Source organism: uncultured Jatrophihabitans sp. (genome assembly GCF_964251945.1).
In the GTDB taxonomy this organism is placed as follows: Bacteria; Actinomycetota; Actinomycetes; order Mycobacteriales; family Jatrophihabitantaceae; genus Jatrophihabitans.
The window spans coordinates 150,889-171,584 of the sequence record NZ_CAXULP010000007.1; the positions used below are offsets into that span (position 1 = coordinate 150,889).

General features: G+C 70.6%; 19 protein-coding genes. 16 read left to right on the plus strand and 3 right to left on the minus strand.

What is annotated here, in order from left to right:
• Window positions 1-27 precede the first annotated feature (27 nt).
• The 6 genes from ACFFBG_RS14695 to smc all read left to right on the plus strand — a co-directional run bounded on the left by ACFFBG_RS14695 (window position 28) and on the right by smc (window position 6,864).
• Window positions 28-630, plus strand: coding sequence for a DUF177 domain-containing protein (locus ACFFBG_RS14695; RefSeq protein WP_375479971.1), 603 nt, complete (start codon window positions 28-30; stop codon window positions 628-630).
• Window positions 631-696: 66 nt separating this feature from the next.
• Window positions 697-876, plus strand: coding sequence for a 50S ribosomal protein L32 (rpmF, locus tag ACFFBG_RS14700; RefSeq protein WP_375479973.1), 180 nt, complete (start codon window positions 697-699; stop codon window positions 874-876).
• A 16-nt stretch (window positions 877-892) separates the two neighbouring features.
• Complete coding sequence (gene rnc / locus ACFFBG_RS14705; protein ID WP_375479975.1) at window positions 893-1,618, plus strand: ribonuclease III; 726 nt, start codon at window positions 893-895, stop codon at window positions 1,616-1,618.
• Between the two features lie 41 nt (window positions 1,619-1,659).
• Complete coding sequence (mutM, locus tag ACFFBG_RS14710; protein WP_375479977.1) at window positions 1,660-2,556, plus strand: bifunctional DNA-formamidopyrimidine glycosylase/DNA-(apurinic or apyrimidinic site) lyase; 897 nt, start codon at window positions 1,660-1,662, stop codon at window positions 2,554-2,556.
• A 373-nt stretch (window positions 2,557-2,929) separates the two neighbouring features.
• Complete coding sequence (locus ACFFBG_RS14715; RefSeq protein WP_375479979.1) at window positions 2,930-3,127, plus strand: hypothetical protein; 198 nt, start codon at window positions 2,930-2,932, stop codon at window positions 3,125-3,127.
• A 131-nt stretch (window positions 3,128-3,258) separates the two neighbouring features.
• Window positions 3,259-6,864: a chromosome segregation protein SMC gene (gene smc / locus ACFFBG_RS14720; protein WP_375479981.1), complete on the plus strand. Its 3,606-nt coding sequence runs from the start codon at window positions 3,259-3,261 to the stop codon at window positions 6,862-6,864.
• A 124-nt stretch (window positions 6,865-6,988) separates the two neighbouring features.
• On the opposite strand, the gene ACFFBG_RS14725 is transcribed toward smc, so the two are convergent.
• Window positions 6,989-7,198 (minus strand): hypothetical protein, encoded by a 210-nt coding sequence (locus ACFFBG_RS14725; RefSeq protein ID WP_375479983.1) that lies wholly within the window; start codon window positions 7,196-7,198, stop codon window positions 6,989-6,991.
• A 31-nt stretch (window positions 7,199-7,229) separates the two neighbouring features.
• Between ACFFBG_RS14725 and ACFFBG_RS14730 the strand changes: the two genes are divergently transcribed.
• The 5 genes from ACFFBG_RS14730 to ACFFBG_RS14750 all read left to right on the plus strand — a co-directional run bounded on the left by ACFFBG_RS14730 (window position 7,230) and on the right by ACFFBG_RS14750 (window position 12,692).
• On the plus strand, window positions 7,230-7,973 hold the full coding sequence (locus tag ACFFBG_RS14730) for a L,D-transpeptidase (protein WP_375479985.1): 744 nt from the start codon (window positions 7,230-7,232) through the stop codon (window positions 7,971-7,973).
• A gap of 96 nt (window positions 7,974-8,069) precedes the next feature.
• Window positions 8,070-9,176, plus strand: a complete 1,107-nt coding sequence (locus tag ACFFBG_RS14735) for a L,D-transpeptidase (RefSeq protein ID WP_375479987.1) — start codon at window positions 8,070-8,072, stop codon at window positions 9,174-9,176.
• Window positions 9,177-9,285: 109 nt separating this feature from the next.
• The gene (ftsY, locus tag ACFFBG_RS14740; protein ID WP_375479989.1) at window positions 9,286-10,476 is read left to right on the plus strand and encodes a signal recognition particle-docking protein FtsY; all 1,191 of its coding nucleotides are present in this window, start codon (window positions 9,286-9,288) and stop codon (window positions 10,474-10,476) included.
• A 3-nt stretch (window positions 10,477-10,479) separates the two neighbouring features.
• Window positions 10,480-11,511 carry an L-threonine 3-dehydrogenase gene (gene tdh / locus ACFFBG_RS14745; protein WP_375480057.1) on the plus strand — a complete coding sequence of 344 codons (1,032 nt, stop codon included), beginning with the start codon at window positions 10,480-10,482 and terminating at the stop codon, window positions 11,509-11,511.
• Window positions 11,512-11,513: 2 nt separating this feature from the next.
• A complete protein-coding gene (locus ACFFBG_RS14750) occupies window positions 11,514-12,692 on the plus strand; it encodes a glycine C-acetyltransferase (protein ID WP_375479991.1) in 1,179 nt (392 codons plus the stop codon).
• Between the two features lie 9 nt (window positions 12,693-12,701).
• Here ACFFBG_RS14750 and pepN read toward each other — a convergent pair whose 3' ends face one another.
• Window positions 12,702-15,146, minus strand: coding sequence for an aminopeptidase N (pepN, locus tag ACFFBG_RS14755; RefSeq protein ID WP_375479993.1), 2,445 nt, complete (start codon window positions 15,144-15,146; stop codon window positions 12,702-12,704).
• A complete protein-coding gene (locus ACFFBG_RS14760; RefSeq protein ID WP_375479995.1) occupies window positions 15,143-15,346 on the minus strand; it encodes a hypothetical protein in 204 nt (67 codons plus the stop codon). The genes pepN and ACFFBG_RS14760 overlap by 4 nt, the downstream gene beginning before the upstream one ends.
• A 23-nt stretch (window positions 15,347-15,369) precedes the next feature.
• Between ACFFBG_RS14760 and ACFFBG_RS14765 the strand changes: the two genes are divergently transcribed.
• The 5 genes from ACFFBG_RS14765 (at window position 15,370) to ACFFBG_RS14785 (ending at window position 20,655) form a co-directional block, all read left to right on the plus strand.
• Window positions 15,370-15,576 (plus strand): hypothetical protein, encoded by a 207-nt coding sequence (locus ACFFBG_RS14765; RefSeq protein ID WP_375479997.1) that lies wholly within the window; start codon window positions 15,370-15,372, stop codon window positions 15,574-15,576.
• 223 nt (window positions 15,577-15,799) lie between these two features.
• Complete coding sequence (locus tag ACFFBG_RS14770) at window positions 15,800-17,191, plus strand: ammonium transporter (protein WP_375479999.1); 1,392 nt, start codon at window positions 15,800-15,802, stop codon at window positions 17,189-17,191.
• Entirely contained in the window at window positions 17,188-17,526 is a 339-nt protein-coding gene (locus ACFFBG_RS14775; protein WP_375480001.1) for a P-II family nitrogen regulator, read from the plus strand. The genes ACFFBG_RS14770 and ACFFBG_RS14775 overlap by 4 nt, the downstream gene beginning before the upstream one ends.
• 70 nt (window positions 17,527-17,596) lie before the next feature.
• Window positions 17,597-19,855 (plus strand): [protein-PII] uridylyltransferase, encoded by a 2,259-nt coding sequence (locus ACFFBG_RS14780; RefSeq protein ID WP_375480059.1) that lies wholly within the window; start codon window positions 17,597-17,599, stop codon window positions 19,853-19,855.
• A 383-nt stretch (window positions 19,856-20,238) separates the two neighbouring features.
• The gene (locus tag ACFFBG_RS14785; RefSeq protein ID WP_375480003.1) at window positions 20,239-20,655 is read left to right on the plus strand and encodes a hypothetical protein; all 417 of its coding nucleotides are present in this window, start codon (window positions 20,239-20,241) and stop codon (window positions 20,653-20,655) included.
• Window positions 20,656-20,696: the final 41 nt, after the last annotated feature.

Below are 20,696 nucleotides of genomic sequence, written 5' to 3' on the forward strand. Positions count from 1 at the left end.
TGTCGCAGTTTCGAGAACACCACACCGATGCAGCAGTCATCCGCGAGCGCCTCGCCGCGCAGCCCGTTCGTCTTCGACCTACGGGAGCTCGGCCGGCGTCCGGGCCTGGCGCGCGAGTACCGGCGTAGCGTTCCCGCTCCTGCGGATCTCGGCCTCGATCTCATCGGGGTGCCGGACGGCGCTCCGCTCGACCTGGACCTCCGACTCGAGTCGGTCACCGAGGGCGTGCTCGTCACGGGCACGGTCGCCGGCCCGCTCATCGGCCAGTGCGGGCGGTGCCTCGACCCGGTGTCCGATGAGTTCGTCGTCGACGTCTGCGAGCTGTTCGCCTACCCGGACAGCCTCACCGACGAGACGACCGAGCAGGACGAGGTCCACCGGGTCGACGGCGAGCGCCTCGACGTGGAGCCGGTGGTGCGCGACGTGGTCGTCCTCGCCCTGCCTTGGACGCCGCTGTGCGAGCCGGACTGCGCCGGCCTCTGTCCCACCTGCGGGCAGCGGCTGGACGATCTGCCCGCCGGGCACACGCACGAGCAGCTCGACCCCAGGTGGGCGGCGTTGGCGCGCTTCGCCGAGCCTGATCAGGGCCCGGCCGAGTCGCCGGCCGACTCACCGCCAGCGCCCCGCTGAGCACCAGCACCGAGCACCACCCGAGCACCACCACCCGAGCACCAGCACCGACACGAGGAGAACGACGTGGCCGTCCCGAAGCGCAAGATGTCGCGCAGCAACACCCGGTCCCGCCGGGCGCAGTGGAAGGCGACCGCGCCAACGCTCGTGCTCTGCCCGAACCGCGCCTGCGGCGAGATGGTCCTGCCGCACACCGCGTGCCACAACTGCGGGCAGTACAACGGCAAGCAGGTCCTGTCCGTCTGATCCGCGGACGACTCCAGTGTCCGACGAAGCCGTCCCGGCAGACCAGGACAAGCTCGGCAAGGCGCTCGGCGTCGAGATCGACGCTGACCTGCTGCGCCGCGCCCTGACGCACCGCTCCTACGCTTACGAGCACGGCGGCTTGCCGCACAACGAGCGGCTGGAGTTCCTCGGCGACGCCGTGCTCGGCATCGTCGTCACCGACGCGCTGTACCGCGGCCATCCCGACCTCACCGAGGGCCGGCTGGCGAAGCTGCGCGCGTCCGTCGTGAACATGCGCGCGCTGGCCGGAGTGGCCGCCCGCATCGCCCCAGACGGCCTCGGCGCCTATGTGCGGCTCGGCAAGGGCGAGGAAGCCACCGGCGGGCGGGAGAAGTCGAGCATCCTGGCCGACACGCTGGAAGCCGTGCTCGGCGCGGTCTATCTCGGCGCCGGCCTCGACGAGGCCAGCCGGGTGATCCACGAGCTGTTCGACGACCTGCTCGACGACGCCGCGCAGGCCGGCGCCGGGCTGGACTGGAAGACGAGCCTGCAGGAACTCACCGCCAAGCACGGCCTCGGCGTCCCCGACTACGTGATGAGCGCGATCGGGCCGGACCACGAGAAGACGTTCACCGCCCAGGCCAGCGTCGCGGGGCAGCTCTACGCGTCGAGCACCGGGCGCAGCAAGAAGGAAGCCGAGCAGCTCGCCGCGGAGACGGCCTGGCGGTCCATCGCGGCCGCGCACCCCGACGACGACGACTGACGACGACTGACGACGACTGACGACGACTGACGACGACTGAGGTGCCCGAGCTCCCCGAGGTCGAGACCGTCCGCGCCGGGCTGCAGCGCTGGGTCGCCGGTCGCACGATCGCCGCTGTCGAAGTGCGGCACGCCCGTTCGGTGCGCCGGCACCTGGCGGGCGGCGCAGACCTGGCCGCCCGGCTGGCCGGCGCGACCGTGCGCTGCGCGTCGCGCCGTGGCAAATACCTGTGGCTTCCGCTCGTCGACCGCCCCGCCGCGTCGGGGGGCGCCCTGATCGCGCACCTCGGGATGAGCGGCCAGCTGCTCGTCGAGGCGCCGGACGCGCCGGACGAACGCCACCTGCACCTGCGATTCGCCTTCGCCGACGGCGGGCGAGAGCTGCGTTTCGTCGATCAGCGCACTTTCGGCGGCGTGCTGGTCGACAGGCTCGTCCCGGCTGACGACGTCCCCGCGGGCCGTCCGCCGGAGCGCGTGCCGGCGCAGATTGCGCACATCGCCCGCGACCCGCTCGACCCGCTGTTCGACGACGAGCAGTTCGTCCTTCGGCTGCGCCGCCGCGACACCGAGGTCAAGCGGGCGCTGCTGGACCAGACGTTGATCAGCGGCGTCGGCAACATCTACGCCGACGAGTCCCTGTGGCGCGCCCGGCTGCACGGGGCGCGACGGACCGCGACACTCAGCCGGCCGGCCGCGCGCGAGCTGCTGGCTCAGGTCCGAGCCGTCCTCGGCGACGCGCTGCAAGCCGGCGGCACGTCCTTCGACGCGCTTTACGTGAACGTCAACGGCGAGAGCGGCTACTTCGACCGCTCGCTCGCCGTCTACGGCCGCGAGCACCGGCCGTGCCCGCGCTGTGGCACGCCGATCCGCCGCGCCGCCTTCATGAACCGCTCGAGCTTCTTCTGCCCGCAGTGCCAGCGTCCGCCGCGCGCTCGCTGACCGCCCGCCGCGCGCTCGCTGACCGCCGCTCGCCGGCCTTCTCGAAGTTGTCCTCGCTTCGGCGGGCTGTACGCCGACGACGCGCGGACAACTTGGAAGGCAAGGACACTCAGCGCCCTAGCACAGCGAAGGCTTGTTGACCGGTTGTTACCGCAGTGAGATGATGAGGTGACAAGACGGGACTTCTGCCCTGTGCTGCTCGCCGAACCGCCCGCTCTGCCACCGCAGAACGTCGGGCTCGGCGCAGTGACTGCACCTCCCGCCGCGTCATTTACGACACACGGCACAACAGGCACACGGTCTGAGTCGGCTTGCCCGGGCCTACCGGTCCGGATCCGGTTCGAACGTCACGCAGAAAGTGAAAGGTCGTCCGATGGCACGCGCCCTGGTAGGACACATCGGCACCAACGGCGAGCGCATGCTCGCCGTAGAGATCGCTCGGCTCCGTCGCCGGGTCCGCGAACTCGAGCTGGAGAACACCCAGCTGCGTGAGGCGGGCACCGCGCACAGCGCCGAGCTGGATCTCGAGCTGCACCGCATCGCCGAGCAGGCGCAGCCGGCGCTCGCCTGACCGGCGCTCGCCTGGCCGGCGGCTCGGCTCGCCGTGCGCTGGCCGCCCCGCGCACGGTATAGGTTTCTCGGCGTCGTTCGCGCCGCGCCTCGTGCGCCGCGCCCGTCGAACAGCGCCGTACCGGGAGTTTCGTGCACCTCAAGTCGCTGACGTTGCGGGGCTTCAAATCCTTCGCCTCAGCCACCACGCTGCGCTTCGAGCCGGGCATCACCGCAGTCGTCGGCCCGAACGGCTCCGGCAAGAGCAACGTCGTCGACGCGATCGCCTGGGTGCTCGGCGAGCAGGGCGCGAAGGCGTTGCGCGGCGGCAAGATGAAAGACGTGATCTTCGCCGGCACCGCCGGCCGCCCGCCGCTGGGTCGCGCCGAGGTCACCCTGACGATCGACAACTCCGACAACGCGCTGCCGATCGACTACACCGAGGTGTCGATCACCCGCCGGATGTTCCGCGAGGGCACCAGCGAGTACGAGATCAACGGCGACAGCGCCCGGCTGCTGGACATCCAGGAGCTGCTGTCGGACTCCGGGATCGGCCGCGAGATGCACGTCATCGTCGGCCAGGGCCAGCTCGACGCCGTCCTGCAGGCGCGCCCGGAGGACCGCCGCGGCTTCATCGAAGAGGCCGCCGGGGTGCTAAAGCACCGCAAGCGCAAGGAAAAGGCGCTGCGCAAGCTCGAGGCGATGCAGGCGAACCTCACCCGCGTCACCGACCTGACCGACGAGCTGCGCCGCCAGCTCAAGCCGCTCGGCCGGCAGGCCGAGGTCGCCCGCCGAGCCGCCGGCGTCCAGGCCGAGCTGCGCGACTCGCGATTGCGATTGCTGGCCGACGACCTGCTGACGTTGCGCACGGAGCTGGAGCGCGAGGTGGCCGACGAGGAGGCGATCCGCGCCCGTCGCGCGGGCGTCGAGGACGCGCTGGCCGCGGCTCGAGCGCGAGAGGGCGAGCTGGACGCGCGGCAGGTCGCCGACGCGCCGGTCCTCGCCCGCGCCCAGGACACCTGGTATCGGCTGTCCGCGCTCGAGGAGCGTTTCCGCAGCACCGGCTCGCTGGCCGCAGAGCGAGCCCGCCACCTGGCCGCCGACCCCGACGGCGACGCCATCGCCAGCCCCGTCGGCCGCGAGCCGGAGGAGATGGAGGCCGAGGCCGCCGAGCTGCGGGCCGAAGAGGGCGGCCTGCAGGCTGATCTGGCGTCGGCGCAGACGGAATTGACCGAGGTCGTGGGGCACCGGCAGGCACTGGAGCGCCGGCTTGCCGAGGCCGAGCAGGCGCTCGTCGCCGCCGTCCGCGCCGTCGCCGACCGGCGCGAGGGGCTCGCCAAGCTGACCGGACAGGTCAACGCGCTGCGCGCCCGCGCCGCGGCCGGGCAGGACGAGAGCGCCCGGCTGGTCGCCGCCGCCGCGGATGCGCGCGAGCGCGCGGTCCAGGCCGAGGCCGAGCTCGCGAAGGTGCAGTCCGAGGTCGGCCGGCTGGACGACGGCGAGCTCGGCTTGGACACCCGGCACGAGAACGCGGTCGCCGCGTTCGAGGCCGCCGCGGCGGCCGCCGGGGAGCTGGCCGACGCCGAACGCGAAGCCGAGCGCGAACGCTCGACGTGGACGGCGCGGGCCGACGCGTTGGTCGTCGGGCTCGCCCGCAAGGACGGCACCGCCGCGCTGCTGGCCGCCGGCAGCAGGCTGCCTGGCGTGCTCGGGTCGGTGGCCGCTCTACTGCGCATCGACGCCGGGTGCGAGGCCGCGGTCGCCGCCGCGCTGGGCGTCGTGGCCGACGCGGTCGCCGTCGGTTCGGCGGCCGACGTGCTGAGCGCGCTGGAGTTGCTCAAGGCCGATGACGGCGGCCGGGCCGGGCTGCTCGTCGGCGGTTTCACCGGCGATTCCGTCGGAGCCCCGCCTGCGTCCCGCGCCGATCTCCCGCCGGGCGCGCGCTGGGCGGTGGACGCCGTCGGCGCCCCGCCGGAACTGGTGACGAGTGTCGCGCACGCGTTGCGCGACGTCGCGATCGTCGACGACCTCGCCGCGGCCGCAAGCCTGGTGAGCGACCGGCCGGACGTGCGGGCGGTCACCCGCGAGGGCGACGTCGTGGGCGCGCATTGGTCGGCCGGCGGCTCGTCGTCCGCGCCGAGCGCGATCGAGATCAACGCCGCGGTGGACGAGGCCCGGCAGAAGGCGGACGAGGCGGCCGCGCGGCATGAGCGGCTAGACGTGGAGCTGGCGGCGGCGCGGGCCGAGGCCGCGCAGCGGCGAACCGCCGTCGAGGCCGCGCTGCAGGCGTTGCACGAGTCCGACGCGCGGTTGTCCGCGGTCGCCGAGCAGCTCGCCCAGCTGGGCCAGGTGGCTCGGTCGGCGAGCGCCGAGGCGGACCGGCTGGACGAGGCGCGCGCCCGGGTCGACGCGGCCCGCGACAACGACCTCGCCGGGCTGGCCGATCTGGAGCAGCGCCTCGAGCTCGCCCAGTCCGCCGCCGACGAGCCGGCCGAGCCGGACACCGCCGACCGGGACGCGCTGCAGCGGCAGGTCGCCGACGCCCGCCAGGGCGAGATGGAGGCCCGGCTACGGGTGCGCACCGGCGAGGAGCGGGTGCGGGCGATGCACGGCCGGGCCGACCAGCTGCTGCGCGCGGCGGAGATCGAGCGCGCCGCCCGACGCCGCCGCCAAGAGATCCGCCAGGCCCGCGAGCAGGGCGCCCGCGTCGCCGCGCAGATCCGCGACGACGCCGCGCAGGTCCGTTCGGCGGTCGCGCATTCTCTCGCCGCCGCGACCGCCGAGCGCGACGCCGCGCAGTTCCAGCGCGCCGAGCGCGACAGCGAGTTGGCCGACGTGCGCGGGCGGGGGCGGGACCTCGCCGCGGAGCTCTCGAAGCTCACCGACGCCGTGCACCGCGACGAGGTCATGCGCGCAGAGCAGCGGCTGCGCATCGAGCAGCTGGAGACTCGCGCGGTCGAGGAGTACGGCGTCGAGGTCGCGGCGTTGCTGGCCGAGTACGGGCCAGACCAGCTCTGCCCGCCCAGCGCCGCCGAGACTGCCGAGTACGCGCAGGCCCGCGACCGCGGCGAGCAGGTCGTCGCCCCGCTGCCAGGGCCGTACGACCGCGCGGTGCAGGAGAAGCGCGCCGCCCGCGCCGATCGCGACCTCGCGCTGCTCGGCAAGGTGAATCCGCTGGCGCTGGAGGAGTTCGCGGCGCTCGAAGAGCGCCATCAGTTCCTGTCGACTCAGCTCGAGGACCTCAAGGCGACGCGTCGCGACCTGCTGACCGTCGTCAAAGAGGTCGACGACCGCATCCTCGCGGTGTTCACCAGCGCCTTCCACGACGTCGCGCGCGAGTTCGAGATCGTGTTCGCCGCGCTGTTCCCCGGCGGCGAGGGCCGGCTGCTGCTGACCGAGCCGGACGACATGCTGATGACCGGCGTCGACGTCGAGGCGCGGCCACCGGGCAAAAAGGTCAAGCGGCTGTCGCTGCTGTCCGGCGGCGAGCGCTCGCTGGTCGCGGTGGCGCTGCTCGTCGCGATCTTCCGAGCCCGGCCCAGTCCGTTCTACGTCTTCGACGAGATCGAGGCCGCGCTGGACGAGACGAACCTCGGCCGGCTGCTCGAGCTCGTGGAACAGTTGCGCAAGAGCAGCCAGATCATCCAAATCACGCACCAGAAGCGCACGATGGAGATCGCCGACGCGCTCTACGGCGTGGCCATGCGCGGCGACGGCGTCACCCAGGTGATCAGCCAACGACTGCGCGACGCCGGGTAGTTCAAAGACGACGGTGTAGTCAAGACGAGTGAGCAGCCCTCGAGGTTGCCTGGATGTGAGAAGCACCTGCGGAATTCGGCTTCACCGCGCGCACCGCCTACCTTGATGGGGTGCCGAAGCTGACTCATCTGCGCCCGACCCGTGCCCAATCCGCGTTCGCCGCGGCGATCGCCGCGTTCGCGCTCGTCGCCACCGCCTGCTCGAGTTCGAGCCCGACCTCTGCCGGTTCGACCACGCCGGGAACGCCGAGCGACTCGTCGTCGAGCAGCGCCCCGGTCGCGTCGCCTACCAGTTCCTCGCCGGTTGCGCCGCCGGTGAAGAAGGTGCATATCAAGTTGTTGAATAGTGATGGGTCGGAGTATGGGGTGGGGATGCCGGTTATCGCGTATTTCTCGAAGCGGATTAAGTCGGGGAAGGCGTTGCAGGACGCGACGACGGTGACGGTGAATGGGCAGGCGGCGAAGGGCGCGTGGTTTTTCGAGTCGAGTGCTGCGGGCAATGGCCCGGTGGAGGGGCATTTCCGGTTGCAGAATTATTGGCCGGCGCACGCGAAGGTGCATGTGGGGATTCCGGCGAAGGGTTTGTCGGCGGGGCCGGGTTTGGCTTATGACGATAGTTTGACGTTGGATTTTTCGACTGGTCCGAAGACTGTGGCGATCGTGAACGACGCGACGCATAAGATGACGGTGACCAGCGACGGCAAGTTGTATGGGACGTTCGGGGTGTCGTTGGGGGCGACGAAGACGCCGACGTTTCGTGGCACGAAGGTGATCATGGAGCAGGATCGGACGACGTGCATGCACGACACGAACAACACCTATTACGAGTGCGGGATCAAGTGGGATCAGCGGTTGACGTATAGCGGGGAGTATCTGCATGCGGCCCCGTGGAACGTCTCGAATATCAACAACGGGGTGAACTCTTCCAACGGCTGCACCAACTTGTTGCCGGCCGTCGCGGAGAAGTTGTGGCATTTCATGCGGGTGGGCGATGTGGTCCAGTACCCGAACGCGGACGGCCCGGCGATGCAGTTGGGCAGCGGTTACGGCGACTGGAACGTCAACTGGCCCCAGTGGCAGACCGGCGGCCTGGTCAGCACCACCGCCTGACCACCGCACGCAACCTGACCGGCCCGCTCGCCGTCTACACCATGTGGGTGTCAACCAAGCGCGGCCAGCCGACTCGCGGGGCCCGTTGAGGGACTGATGAACGAAGACGAGATCGCTCGCCTGCTGTCGCAGTCGTTCGACGCGCAGGCGCGCTCGCAGGTGCCGGATGACGCTCTTCCAGGCCCTGCTCGGTTCCTGCGAGAACCGCCTCGCCGGGTAGTAAGCCGTATTCTCATCCCGCTCGCCGCGGCAGCCGTCGTCGCGGCGGTCGCGGTCGGGGTCTCCGTCGGCCGCTCGGCAGACCAGCGTGTGACCGGTGTCGGCGCGCCGACGACCGCGCGGGTGACCGCCTCCGCTGCGCGTAGCAGCGTCGCGTCGCCTACCAGTTCCTCGCCGGTTGCGCCGCCGGTGAAGAAGGTGCATATCAAGTTGTTGAATAGTGATGGGTCGGAGTATGGGGTGGGGATGCCGGTTATCGCGTATTTCTCGAAGCGGATTAAGTCGGGGAAGGCGTTGCAGGACGCGACGACGGTGACGGTGAATGGGCAGGCGGCGAAGGGCGCGTGGTTTTTCGAGTCGAGTGCTGCGGGCAATGGCCCGGTGGAGGGGCATTTCCGGTTGCAGAATTATTGGCCGGCGCACGCGAAGGTGCATGTGGGGATTCCGGCGAAGGGTTTGTCGGCGGGGCCGGGTTTGGCTTATGACGATAGTTTGACGTTGGATTTTTCGACTGGTCCGAAGACTGTGGCGATCGTGAACGACGCGACGCATAAGATGACGGTGACCAGCGACGGCAAGTTGTATGGGACGTTCGGGGTGTCGTTGGGGGCGACGAAGACGCCGACGTTTCGTGGCACGAAGGTGATCATGGAGCAGGATCGGACGACGTGCATGCACGACACGAACAACACCTATTACGAGTGCGGGATCAAGTGGGATCAGCGGTTGACGTATAGCGGGGAGTATCTGCATGCGGCCCCGTGGAACGTCTCGAATATCAACAACGGGGTGAACTCTTCCAACGGCTGCACCAACTTGTTGCCGGCCGTCGCGGAGAAGTTGTGGCATTTCATGCGGGTGGGCGATGTGGTCCAGTACCCGAACGCGGACGGCCCGGCGATGCAGTTGGGCAGCGGTTACGGCGACTGGAACGTCAACTGGCCCCAGTGGCAGACCGGCGGCCTGGCGTCGACCACCCGCTGAACACCGGTCTTTGCCCCGTAGCGGCGCGAAACGCCGGCGCGCGCCCCGCCGCGGGGCAACGCCGCAGGTGAAGGGTCGGCGCGGCGACTGATTGGATGAGCTCGTGGTTGTGCTGTTTCTCGTCCTCGCGATCGTCCTCGTGGTGCTGCTGTTCACCGCGGTGCTCGTCGTGCCCCGCCGCCGCGGCCGCGTCGTTCCCCCGCCCCCGCGGGCCGGCGTCGACTACGCCCCGGGCGTCGGCGACGACGCGGAGACGCCGCGCGACACTCCGACCCGCTCGGTCGGCGCCGTGGTGCAACTGCCGCCGGACCCAGTTTCCGAAAGGCGTGCCGCCGAGGCAACCGATGTGGGGGCCCCCCAGCTTGACGTCCCGGAGCCCACCGCGGGCCGGTTGCTGCGGCTGCGCGCCCGGCTGGCCCGCTCGCAGACCTCGCTCGGCCGCGGACTGCTGTCCGTCCTGTCCCGCGGCAGGCTCGACGAGGACGCCTGGGAAGAGGTCGAAGAGGCGCTGCTGACGGCCGACGTCGGCGTCGGCGCCACCACCGAGATCGTCGACCGGCTGCGCACCCGCACCAAGGTGCTCGGCACCGCCTCGCAGGGCGAGTTGCGCGCGCTGCTCGCCGACGAGCTCGTCACCGCGTTGCAGCCGGACATGGACCGCACGCTGCGCTCGACGCCGGTCGGCGATCGGCCGGCCGTCGTCCTCGTCGTCGGCGTGAACGGCACCGGCAAGACCACCACCTGCGGCAAGCTCGCTCGCGTGCTCGTCGCGGACGGCCGCACCGTGCTGCTCGGCGCCGCCGACACGTTCCGCGCCGCGGCCGCCGACCAGCTCGAGACCTGGGGGTCGCGGGTCGGGGCGGACACGGTGCGCGGGCCGGAGGGCGGCGACCCGGCGTCCGTCGCGTTCGACGCGGTCAAAGAGGGCACGCGACGCAAAGTCGACACCGTCCTGATCGACACCGCCGGCCGGCTGCACACGAAGGTCGGGCTGATGGACGAGCTCGGCAAGGTGAAGCGGGTGGTGGAGAAGCAGGGCCCGGTCGACGAGACGCTGCTCGTGCTCGACGCCACGACCGGCCAGAACGGGCTGACCCAGGCGCGGGTCTTCACCGAGGTCGTGGACGTCACGGGGATCGTGCTCACGAAGCTCGACGGCACGGCGAAGGGCGGCATCGTGATCAGCGTGCAACGCGAGCTGGGCGTGCCGGTCAAGCTCGTCGGGCTGGGGGAGGGCGCGGACGACCTCGCGCCGTTCGAGCCGGAGCAGTTCGTCGACGCGCTGCTCGGCGATGCCTGAATGATGAGGGCGCTGTACAAGCCGGCGGCGGCGCCGGGTTTCCAGCTGGCCGAGCGGCCGGAGCCTGCGGCCGGCCCGGCCGAGGTCAAGATCCGGGTGCTGCGCACCGGCATCTGCGGCACCGACCTGCACATCGAGCGCTGGGACGCGTGGGCCGCTGGCGCGGTGAACGCGCCGCTCGTCGCGGGCCACGAGTTCTGCGGCGAGGTCGTCGAGGTCGGCGCGGCGGTGCGCGACATCGGGGTCGGCGACCTGGTCTCCGGCGAAGGGCACATCGTCTGCGGCACCTGCCGCAACTGCCGGGCCGGACGTCGCCATCTGTGCATCCGGACGTCGTCGATCGGCGTCAACCGGGACGGGGCGTTCGCCGAGTTCGTCGTGCTGCCCGAGTCGAACGTGTGGGTGCACCATCCGCGTATCGATCCCGATCTCGGGGCGGTCTTCGACCCTTTCGGCAACGCCGTGCACACCGCGCTGTCGTTCCCGCTCGTCGGCGAGGACGTGTTGATCACCGGCGCCGGCCCGATCGGGCTGATGGCGGCGCAGGTCGCCCGGCACGTCGGCGCGCGGTTCGTGGTGATCACCGATGTCTCGTCGTACCGGCTGGAGCTCGCCCGCACGATGGGCGTCGACCTCGCGCTCGACGTCTCGGCCGACTCGATCGCCGACGCGCAGCGCCGGCTCGGCATGGTCGAGGGCTTCGACGTCGCGCTCGAGATGAGCGGGCATCCAGCCGCGCTGCCGGACGCCATCGACAACCTGAACTCAGGCGGCCGGATCGCGATGCTCGGCCTGCCCAGCACGCCGATCGAGATCGACTGGGGCCGGGTGGTCACGCACATGCTGACGATCAAGGGCGTCTACGGCCGGGAGATGTTCGAGACCTGGTACGCCATGAGCGCGATGCTGCGCTCCGGCCTCGACGTCAGCGCCGTGGTCACCCACCGGTTGCCCGCGACCGAGTGGGCCGACGCGTTCGCCATCGCGCGCAGCGGCCAGTGCGGCAAGGTCGTGCTCGACTGGACGGAGGTCTGACGATGTACGGAGCCGTGCGCGGGCAGCTGCGTGAGACGTTGGACGAGATCCGCGCCGCCGGCCTCTACAAGAGCGAGCGCGAGCTCGCGTCGCCGCAGTCGGCACACGTGTCGACCGGCGGGAGCACGGTGCTCAACTTCTGCGCCAACAACTACCTCGGGCTGGCCGACCACCCGGACGTCGTGGCCGCGGCCCGCGCAGCCCTCGACGAGTGGGGCTTCGGGATGGCGAGCGTGCGCTTCATCTGCGGCACGCAGACCCAGCACCGCGAGCTCGAGAGCCGGCTGTCGCAGCTGCTCGGCACCGAGGACACGATCTTGTTCTCGTCCTGCTTCGACGCCAACGGCGGCGTGTTCGAGGTGCTGCTCGACGAGCGCGACGCCGTGATCTCCGACGAGCTCAACCACGCGTCGATCATCGACGGCATCCGGCTGTCCAAGGCCCGCCGGCTGCGCTACCGCAACCGGGACATGGCCGACCTGGCAGTGCAGTTGGACGCCGCCGCCGACGCGCGCCGCCGGCTCGTGGTGACCGACGGCGTCTTCTCGATGGACGGCTACCTCGCCCCGCTCGACGAGATCTGCGCGGTGGCCGAGCGGCACGACGCGCTGGTGATGGTCGACGATTCGCATGCGGTCGGCTTCATCGGCCCGTCGGGCGCGGGCACGCCGGAGCTGTTCGGGGTGCAAGATCGAGTCGACGTCAACACCGGCACCCTCGGCAAGGCGCTGGGCGGCGCGTCCGGCGGATACGTCAGCGCGCGAGCCGAGATCGTCGAGCTGCTGCGCCAACGCGCGCGGCCCTACCTGTTCTCCAACGCGGTCGCGCCGCCGGTCGTGGCCGGCTCGCTCGCGGCGGTCGGCCTGGTGACCGGTGGGGCCGAGCAACGCGAACGGCTGCGCGACAACGCCGCGTTGTTCCGCGCGTTGATGACCGACGCCGGCTTCGAGCTGCTGCCCGGCGAGCATCCGATCGTGCCGGTGATGTTCGGCGACGCGACGCTGGCCGGCAGGATCGCCGACGCGATGCTCGCGCACGGCGTGTACGTGATCGCGTTCAGCTATCCGGTGGTGCCGCAGGGCAAGGCGCGGATCCGCGTCCAGCTGTCCGCCGCGCATTCCGCAGCCGACGTGCGGGCGTGCGTCGCGGCGTTCGCGGCCGCCCGGGCCGAGGTCAGCTGAACGGGCCACTCAAGGGAACGCGAGGCGGCTGGCGAGCACGCGGCGCAGGTCGTCCGCGGCGTCCATGACAGAACGACGCATGCCGACATCGAGCGTCCGGTCGCCGAGCAGCCGTTCGGTGGCGTCGAGGGTGGTCTGCCGCGCGGCCGGCCACGGATAGGCCAGCCTCGCGAGAGCGGTGTTCACCCAGCCGGAGCGCAGCGTCGCGGCCGTCCCGATCTCGTCGAAGAACCGTTCGACGTACGGCGCGGTCAGCTGCTGCTGGCCGACGTGCCAGAAACCCTCGGCGGCGGCGTACAGCTCGTAGTTGGGCATGGCCGCGTCGCTCATCAGCGCCGTCCAGGCGGCGTCCTTTGCGGCTGGGTCCGGCTGCGCAGCCCGACAGCGCGCCGCGTGCACCGCGCCCTGCGAGCTCGCGTCTCGCCGTGCCTCGGCCGCGATCTCGGCCGCGCCGAACTCGCCGGCCCCGGCCAGCCGCAACGTGATCGCCCAGCGAAGCTCGGCGTCGATGTCGAGCCCCGTAGCCCCGTCGGCGTCCGGCCCGTCGGCCAACCAACGGCGCAGCAGGCCGGAGTCCGGGGTGACCGCGACCAGCAGCCGGGCGAGCGCAAGCTGCCGGCTCGATCCCGCCGCTGCTCCCGGCAAGGCCGTCAGGGCCGCCGAGGCCAGCCTGGCCGCCGCTGCCGGCTGCTGCGCGTCGGCGACGTAGCGGTCCAGCAGGGTGGCAGCGGCCCACCGCCCGACCGGTCCGAGCACGTCGTCCGGCTCGGCCGGCAGCGCCGCCACCGCGATGTCGACGGCCACCGCGGGCGACACGTGCGCGTCGGCCACCGCCAGCCGCAGCGCGTTCCACAGCGCCACCCGGGTGCGCGGCGAGGCGATGCCCGGGAGCAGGCCGGGCAGCGAACGCCAGGTGTCAGCCGGCAGTTCCAACTGGGCCCACGTCTCGTCGTCGGCGTCGGGCACCAGCACGCCGGCCGGCAGGTCGACGGCCGTCCGATCGGCGTCGACCAGCAGCTGCTGCGCGCCCAGCTCCGCGCCGCCCGGGCCGAACACCCGGGCGGTCACCGCGTGCCGGCGCGGCGTTCCCCTTGGGCTGCGGCGCAACACCGCGCCGTCGGCGGCGCTCAACACGTCGAGCCCGGTGGTCCGCAGCCAGGTCTGCGCCCAACCCGGCATGTCGACGGCGCCTTCGGCGGTCCACGCGCCGAGCAGGTCGGCGAGCTCGGCGTTGCCGTGCGCGTGCGCGCCGATGTGCCGGCGCAGCCCGGCGAGGAACACGTCCGGGCCCAGGTAGGCGGCCAGCTGGCGCAGCACCGACGCGCCCTTGGCGTAGGAGATGCCGTCAAAGTCGTTGAGCGCCGACGCGGCGTCGGCCGCGCCGTTTCCCGCGACCGGGTGGGTGGACGGGCGGCGGTCCGCGGCAACGCCCCACGCCTTGCGCCGCGCCCCGAACGTCACCCACGCGGTGTCGCCGAGGACCTCGTGGCCCAGGTACTCGGCGAAGGACTCGTTGAGCCACAGGTCGTCCCACCAGCGCATCGTGACGAGGTCGCCGAACCACATGTGCGCCATCTCGTGCGCCACGGTGGTCGCCCGCTCGAGCCGGTCGCTGTCGGTGACCCGCGAGCGGAACACCATGGTGTCCCGGAAGGTCACACAGCCCGGATTCTCCATCGCGCCGGCGTTGAACTCCGGCACGAAAGCCTGGTGGTACTCCCCCCATGGATAGCGATGGCCGAACATCTCGTGCAGCCGGTCGAACGAGCGGCGAGTGACGTCGAACAGCTCCTCGGCGTCGCGGTCGAGGTGCTCGGCCAGCGACTGGCGGCAGTGCAGCCCGAGCGGTATGCCGTCGTGGCTGCTGCGTACCACGTGGTATGGACCGGCGACGAGCGTGGTGAAGTACGTGGCCAGCGGACCGGTCGCCGCGACGGTCCAGTGACCGGGCGCCTGCTCGGTCGCGGGGCCGTTGCCGATGACTCGCCAGTCCGCCGGGCAGCGCACGTCCAGCTCCAGCGTCGCCTTCAGATCGGGTTGGTCGAAGCAGGCGAACCAGCGGGGCGCGGCGTCGAGGAAGGACATCGCGTAGAGGTAGACGCGCGAGTCGACCGGGTCGACCTGCCGGTGCAAACCCTCGCCGTCGCGCGAGTAGGACATCGCGGCGTCCACCACGAGCGTGTTGCCACCGGCGCGCGGCCGCACCCGCAGGCGGCGCCCGGCGGCGTCGAAGTCCTCGGCGAGGTCGAGCCGCGCGCCGTTGAGCGTCGCCGAGTGCAGGCGCGCTGGCGCGACGTCGGCAAACGTCTCCTCGTCGGACGCGCTGTCGAACTCGATGGTGGTCGTCGAGCCGAAGGTGTGCTCGTCGCCGGTCAGATTCAGGGCGACACGGTAGCCGAGGACGTCGAGCTGCGCGGCTCGGCGCACGGCGTCGACCCGAGTCAGGCTCGTCATTGCTTTAGGCGCTTCTGCACCATCAAGTGGTGGACGTACCCGCCGGCCAGGCTCGGGATGAACAGGATCGACAGCGGCCCGCCGTGCTGCGCCACGGTGCCGTACACGGCCAGGGCGAACACGGCCACCACGAGGACGGCGTAGGCGAGCAGCCACGGGTGCGCGGCCCAGACCGTCCGGTAGTCGTACCAGGTGTGCACGCGTTGCACCGTACCGTCGCCCCGTGGCCTCGATCTGGCGCGATCCCGTCGTCCTCACCTTCATCGACGCCGACAATCGCGAGCTCGGCCGGCTGAGCAGGCCGGACTACGTCCCCCGCGTGGGCGAGAACGTGCGGCTGCGCCAGACGCCGCACGTCGTGGAGCGGGTCGGCTACGACATCGACGGCGATGCGATCACCAACATCTGGATCGTGTGCCGGCCGGTCTGAATCCCACACATCGGCGCAACGTTGGTTACACGCCGGAAACCTGCGGCAACCCCTCCCGGAAACACCGGGCCAAGAAGGTGACCGCGATGTTCACGCGCTCTGCTGACGCGTCAACCGACACCAACGAGGGGAACCGTACGTGTCGCACCTCCTAGCGTTACACCAGGTCCTGGCAGCCGGCTGCCCGAACCCGGCGAAGTTCGGGAAATACCTGCCGATCGACGTGACCGATTCTGCTGGCAACGGCTGTCCGGGCCTGCCGCAGACCGACTCCGGGGCCACCGCGTGGATCCTGGCCTCGTCCGCGCTCGTGTTGTTGATGACACCCGCGCTCGCGTTCTTCTACGGCGGCATGGTGCGCGCGAAGCACGCGCTGACGATGCTGCTGCAGAACTTCGCGGCGATCGGCGTCGTGAGCGTGACCTGGCTGCTGATCGGGTTCACCTGGGCGTTCAGCGGCGAGGGCAAGTACCTCGGCGACCTGCACTTCGTGTTCCTGCGCCATATGAACGACGCGGTGCCCACCCTCGGCGCCGCGCAAGTGATCCCGACGCTGTGTTTCGTCGCGTTCCAGCTGACCTTCGCGATCATCACGCCGGCGCTGATCACCGGCTCGACCGCCGACCGCTGGAAGTTCGGCTCGTTCGTGACGTTCGTGACCATCTGGTCGATCGTCATCTACGCGCCGGTCGCGCACTGGGTCTTCGACGGGTACGGCTGGCTGAACCGGTCGGCCATCGAGCCGTTGAAAGATGCGAGCGCGGGCTTGCCGAACTTCTTCGCCGAGGACTTCGCCGGCGGAACGGTCGTGCACATCAACGCCGGCGCGGCGGGGCTCGCGATGTGCCTCGTCCTCGGCAAGCGCAAGGGCTGGCCGACCGAGCAGATCCGCGGCCACAACATCCCGTTCGTGCTGCTCGGCGCCGGCCTGCTGTGGTTCGGCTGGTTCGGCTTCAATGCCGGCTCTGAGTTGGCCGCAGACAGCACCGCGAGCGCGGCGTGGGTCAACACCAACACCGCGACCGCGACGGCGCTGCTCGGCTGGCTGCTGGCGGAGAAGCTGCGCTACGGCAAATCGACCGCGTTGGGCGCCGCTTCGGGCGCCGTCGCAGGCTTGGTCGCGATCACGCCATGTGCAGGCTGGGTCAGCCCGATGGGCTCGATCTTCATCGGCTTCATCGCCGGCTTCCTCTGCGCCTTCGCGGTCAGCCTGAAGACCAAGTTCGGCTACGACGACTCGCTCGATGTCGTCGGCGTCCACTTCGTCGGCGGGTGGATCGGCACGCTGGCCGTCGGCTTCTTCAGCACCGACGACCTCAACGCGTATGCGGAGAATGGAATTCTGTACGGCGGCGGCGGCCACTTCGGCGGCTGGAACCTGCTGCTGCATCAGTTCCTCGCCGCCGGCGCGGTCACGATCTACTCCTTCGTCGGCACGCTGATTATCGGTTTCCTGATCAACCTGGTGATCAAGAACCGAGTGCCGGAAGATTGGGAGGCCGAAGGCCTCGACACGGCGATGCACGGTGAGTCCGCATACGATTGGGGCGGCGTGGGCACGTCGGGCCACTTCGGCACCCCGGTCGCCGCGCACACGGAAGGTGTCCCCGCATGAAGCAGATCACCGCGGTCATCAAGCCTTTCAAGCTGGACGACGTGAAGGCAGCGCTCGAGGTGCTGGGCGTGCAAGGCCTCACCGTCAGCGAGGTGCAGGGCTTCGGCCGGCAGCGCGGGCACACCGAGGTTTACCGCGGCGCGGAGTACACAGTCGACTTCGTGCCGAAGGTGCGGGTGGACGTCATCGTGTCCGACGGCGACGTCGAGAAGCTCGTGGCGGCGATCGTGGAGGCCGCGCGCACCGGCAAGATCGGCGACGGGAAGGTGTGGGTCACCTCGATCGACACCCTCGTCCGCGTCCGCACCGGAGAGCGCGACGCCGACGCAGTCTGAGTCACCGAAAGAGCCTCGCGACAAGGTCCGGGTCGGCGTTCTACGCCGGCCCGGACTTGTCGGCGCAGAGCTGCGCGAAGCGCTCTGCACGAGCTACGACGAGTGGCTGCGCAGCCTGCTCGCGCCTCGGCAGGGCGTCGCGCTCGTCGCGGTCGGCGGCCTCGGCCGGCGCGAGCCCGCCCCGTACTCCGACCTCGACCTCGTGTTGCTGCACGACGGAAAGGTCGATGGCCTGTCCGCGGTCGCCGACGCCATCTGGTACCCGATCTGGGACAGCGGCATCGGCCTCGACCACTCCGTCCGAACGCCGGAGCAGGCGCTGGCCGTCGCCCGGGAAGACCTCAAGGCGCTGCTCGGCCTGCTCGACATCCGGCACCTCGCCGGTGACGCCGGGCTGACCGGACGGGTGCGCAGCGGCATCCTCGAGGTCTGGCGCGCGACGGCCGCCAAACGGGTCGGCGAGATGCGGCAGCTGTCCCGGGCGCGCTGGGCCATCGCCGGCGAGGGCGCGTTCCTGCTCGAGCCAAACCTGAAGGACTCCCGCGGCGGGCTGCGCGACGGACAGGCAGTGCGCGCGCTCGCGGCCGCCCAGCTCGTCGACTTCCCGATCCGGGTGCGCGAGGCCTACCCGGTCCTGCTGGACGTCCGCGGCGAACTGCACCGCATCACCGGCCGCGCCGAGGACGTGTTACGGCAGCAGGAGCAGGACGGCGTGGCCGCCACGCTCGGCTGCCCGGCCGCGGAGTTCGGCGAGCCCCGCGACGTGTTGCTGCGCCGGGTGAACGAGGCCGCGCGCTCCATCGCGCACACGCTCGACCTTGCCTGGCGCCGAGTGGACGCGCAGACGGCCCGGCCGCGCGCGCGCCGTCGGCTGTTCGGCTCGAGCCGGCCCGTCGTGCCGGACCGGGTGGGCATGGCCCGCAACGTCGTCGCCCAAGACGGCGAGGTGATGCTCGCCCGCGACGCCGACCCGTGGTCCGATCCAGGGCTAGTCCTGCGGGTCGCGCGCGTCGCCGCCGAGCAGGACCTGCCGATCGCGCCGTTCGCGCTGGAGCGGCTGGCGACCGAGTCGGCGCCGCTTCCCACGCCGTGGCCGCGCTCGGCGCTCGACGACCTGCTCGCGGTGCTGGGCGTCGGCAAACCGGCGATCCCGGTGTTGGAGTCGCTGGACCAGGCCGGCCTGCTCGTCGCGCTGATCCCCGAGTGGGACGCGGTGCGCTGCCGCGCGCAACACAACCCGGTCCACAAATTCACCGTCGACCGGCACCTGCTGGAGACCGCGGCGCTCGCGGCGCAGGACGGCGAGGTCGACCGTCGCGACCTGCTCATCATCGGCGCGCTGCTGCACGACATCGGCAAGGGCTACCCGCCGGAGGACCACTCGGTCGTCGGCGCGGCGCATGCGAAGACGATCGCCACCCGGCTCGGCTACCCGGCCGAGGACGTCGCGATGATCGTCGGGCTGACGCGGCACCACCTGCTGCTGCCGAACACCGCGACGCGGCGCGATCCCGACGACCCGATGACGGTGCAGATCGTGCGCGACTCGGTCGGCGAGTCGGCCGACCTGCTCGACATGCTGCAGGCGCTTGCGACCGCCGACGCGTTGGCGACCGGGCCGGCCGCGTGGAGCGAATGGAAGGAGGGGTTGATCGCCGAACTCGCGCGCCGTGCTCGTGCGGCGATGCGTGGCACGGGTGTGGCGCCGGGCGTCGCGCCGTTGGACGACGAGCGGCGAGTGCTGGCCGAGGCGCGCGAGCTGGCCGTCGTCGTCCGGCCGGCCGAGGTGATCGTGGCGGCGCCGGACCAGACCGGCACCCTCTACCGCACGACCGGGGTGCTGGCGCTGCACTCCCTCGACGTGCGCGAGGCGTCCATCCGCACGCACGCGGGGATGGCGGTGAACCGCTTCGTCGTCGAGCCGCGGTTCGGGACCATGCCCGACGCGTCCTTGGTGCGCAGCGATCTCGCCCGGGCGCTCAAGGGCGAGCTGGGCCTCGCCAGCCGGCTCGCCGAGAAGGAGCGCGCGTACTCGCGACGGCCGCCGGGCGCCGCTCGTCGGCATCCCTCGGTGCACTGGTTCGACGACTCGAAAGCGGCCACCGTGGTCGAGTTCCGCGGCGAGGACGAGGTGGGTCTGCTCTCGCGGATCACCGCCGCGCTCGAGCGCGCCGGGCTGGACGTGCGCTCCGCGCGTATCTCGTCGGTGGCTGGCCAGGTGGTCGACGCGTTCTACGTCACCGACCGGTCGGGCCGCGTGGTGCCGGCCGAGCGACGGCCCGAGCTCGAGGTCGAGTTGCGCTCGGCGTGGGCCGTCGACGGCGCGTGACGGCAGACGGCCGACGAACGCGCCGTTACAATTCCTGTTGTACTGACATCCCTTGGGATCTGATACTCGGTTGAGCGGGCAGAACCTTTACCGGCAAATCTTCCGGCCAACTGCTGAGCGTTGGGATTGAGTTGGTGCAGACTGCAATTTCTAGGGTTTCTCCACTTCTCCTGTTTCTAGTTTTGTTCGTACTTCTTGCGTGTACACCGGCCGATCAGGATCCTACGGAACGTGCTACGAGAACGGTTGTCACAACCGCGACGCGGACGCCGACTCCGCTCAGCTCTTTCACTCCGCCCCGCGCAACCTATGTTCGTCCTTATGAGGGCGCCACACCTTTGCCCGGCGAACATCTAGCCTCCTGCCCATATATTCGCGCGGGTTTGGACATCGAGCCTGGACCGCCTAACACAACGTTTGCCGATCTAGAAGGCAATCGAGTCGGTGTTGTTACCGTGCTCACTAGGTACTCACCAGTCGGCTGCAGATTCTATTTCGCGAACGATTCGCCCCGCCATGCCGTTGGCGATATCTTGCCGTATACATTCTCGTCAGTATTAGCGGCCAAAGACGCGATGGCGCTCATTGGCCGCGTAGATACTAAAGCGCTCGGATATCCGAACTTTCTTCCTGGCGTGGACGGGATCAGCTTTCAAACAAAATTCTTCAGGCCGGACGGCAACAATGACTGGGCATTTGTATTCGTGAAGGCGCGGACTGTTGTGTTAATCCACACCGACCAGACCGACACGTCTGCAGACGCCAGAAATATCGCCGCACAAATCGCCAAGCACTTTTAGACCGGGGCCCATCAATCATGAGCGAGAGCACCCCTAAGATC

Coding starts and splice junctions, on each gene's coding strand:
- ACFFBG_RS14695 (WP_375479971.1), top strand. CDS start 28: ATGCAGCAGTCATCCGCGAGCGCCTCGCCGCGCAGCCCGTTCGTCTTC.
- ACFFBG_RS14715 (WP_375479979.1), top strand. CDS start 2,930: ATGGCACGCGCCCTGGTAGGACACATCGGCACCAACGGCGAGCGCATG.
- ACFFBG_RS14735 (WP_375479987.1), top strand. CDS start 8,070: ATGAACGAAGACGAGATCGCTCGCCTGCTGTCGCAGTCGTTCGACGCG.
- tdh (WP_375480057.1), top strand. CDS start 10,480: ATGAGGGCGCTGTACAAGCCGGCGGCGGCGCCGGGTTTCCAGCTGGCC.
- ACFFBG_RS14750 (WP_375479991.1), top strand. CDS start 11,514: ATGTACGGAGCCGTGCGCGGGCAGCTGCGTGAGACGTTGGACGAGATC.
- pepN (WP_375479993.1), bottom strand. CDS start 15,146: ATGACGAGCCTGACTCGGGTCGACGCCGTGCGCCGAGCCGCGCAGCTC.
- ACFFBG_RS14775 (WP_375480001.1), top strand. CDS start 17,188: ATGAAGCAGATCACCGCGGTCATCAAGCCTTTCAAGCTGGACGACGTG.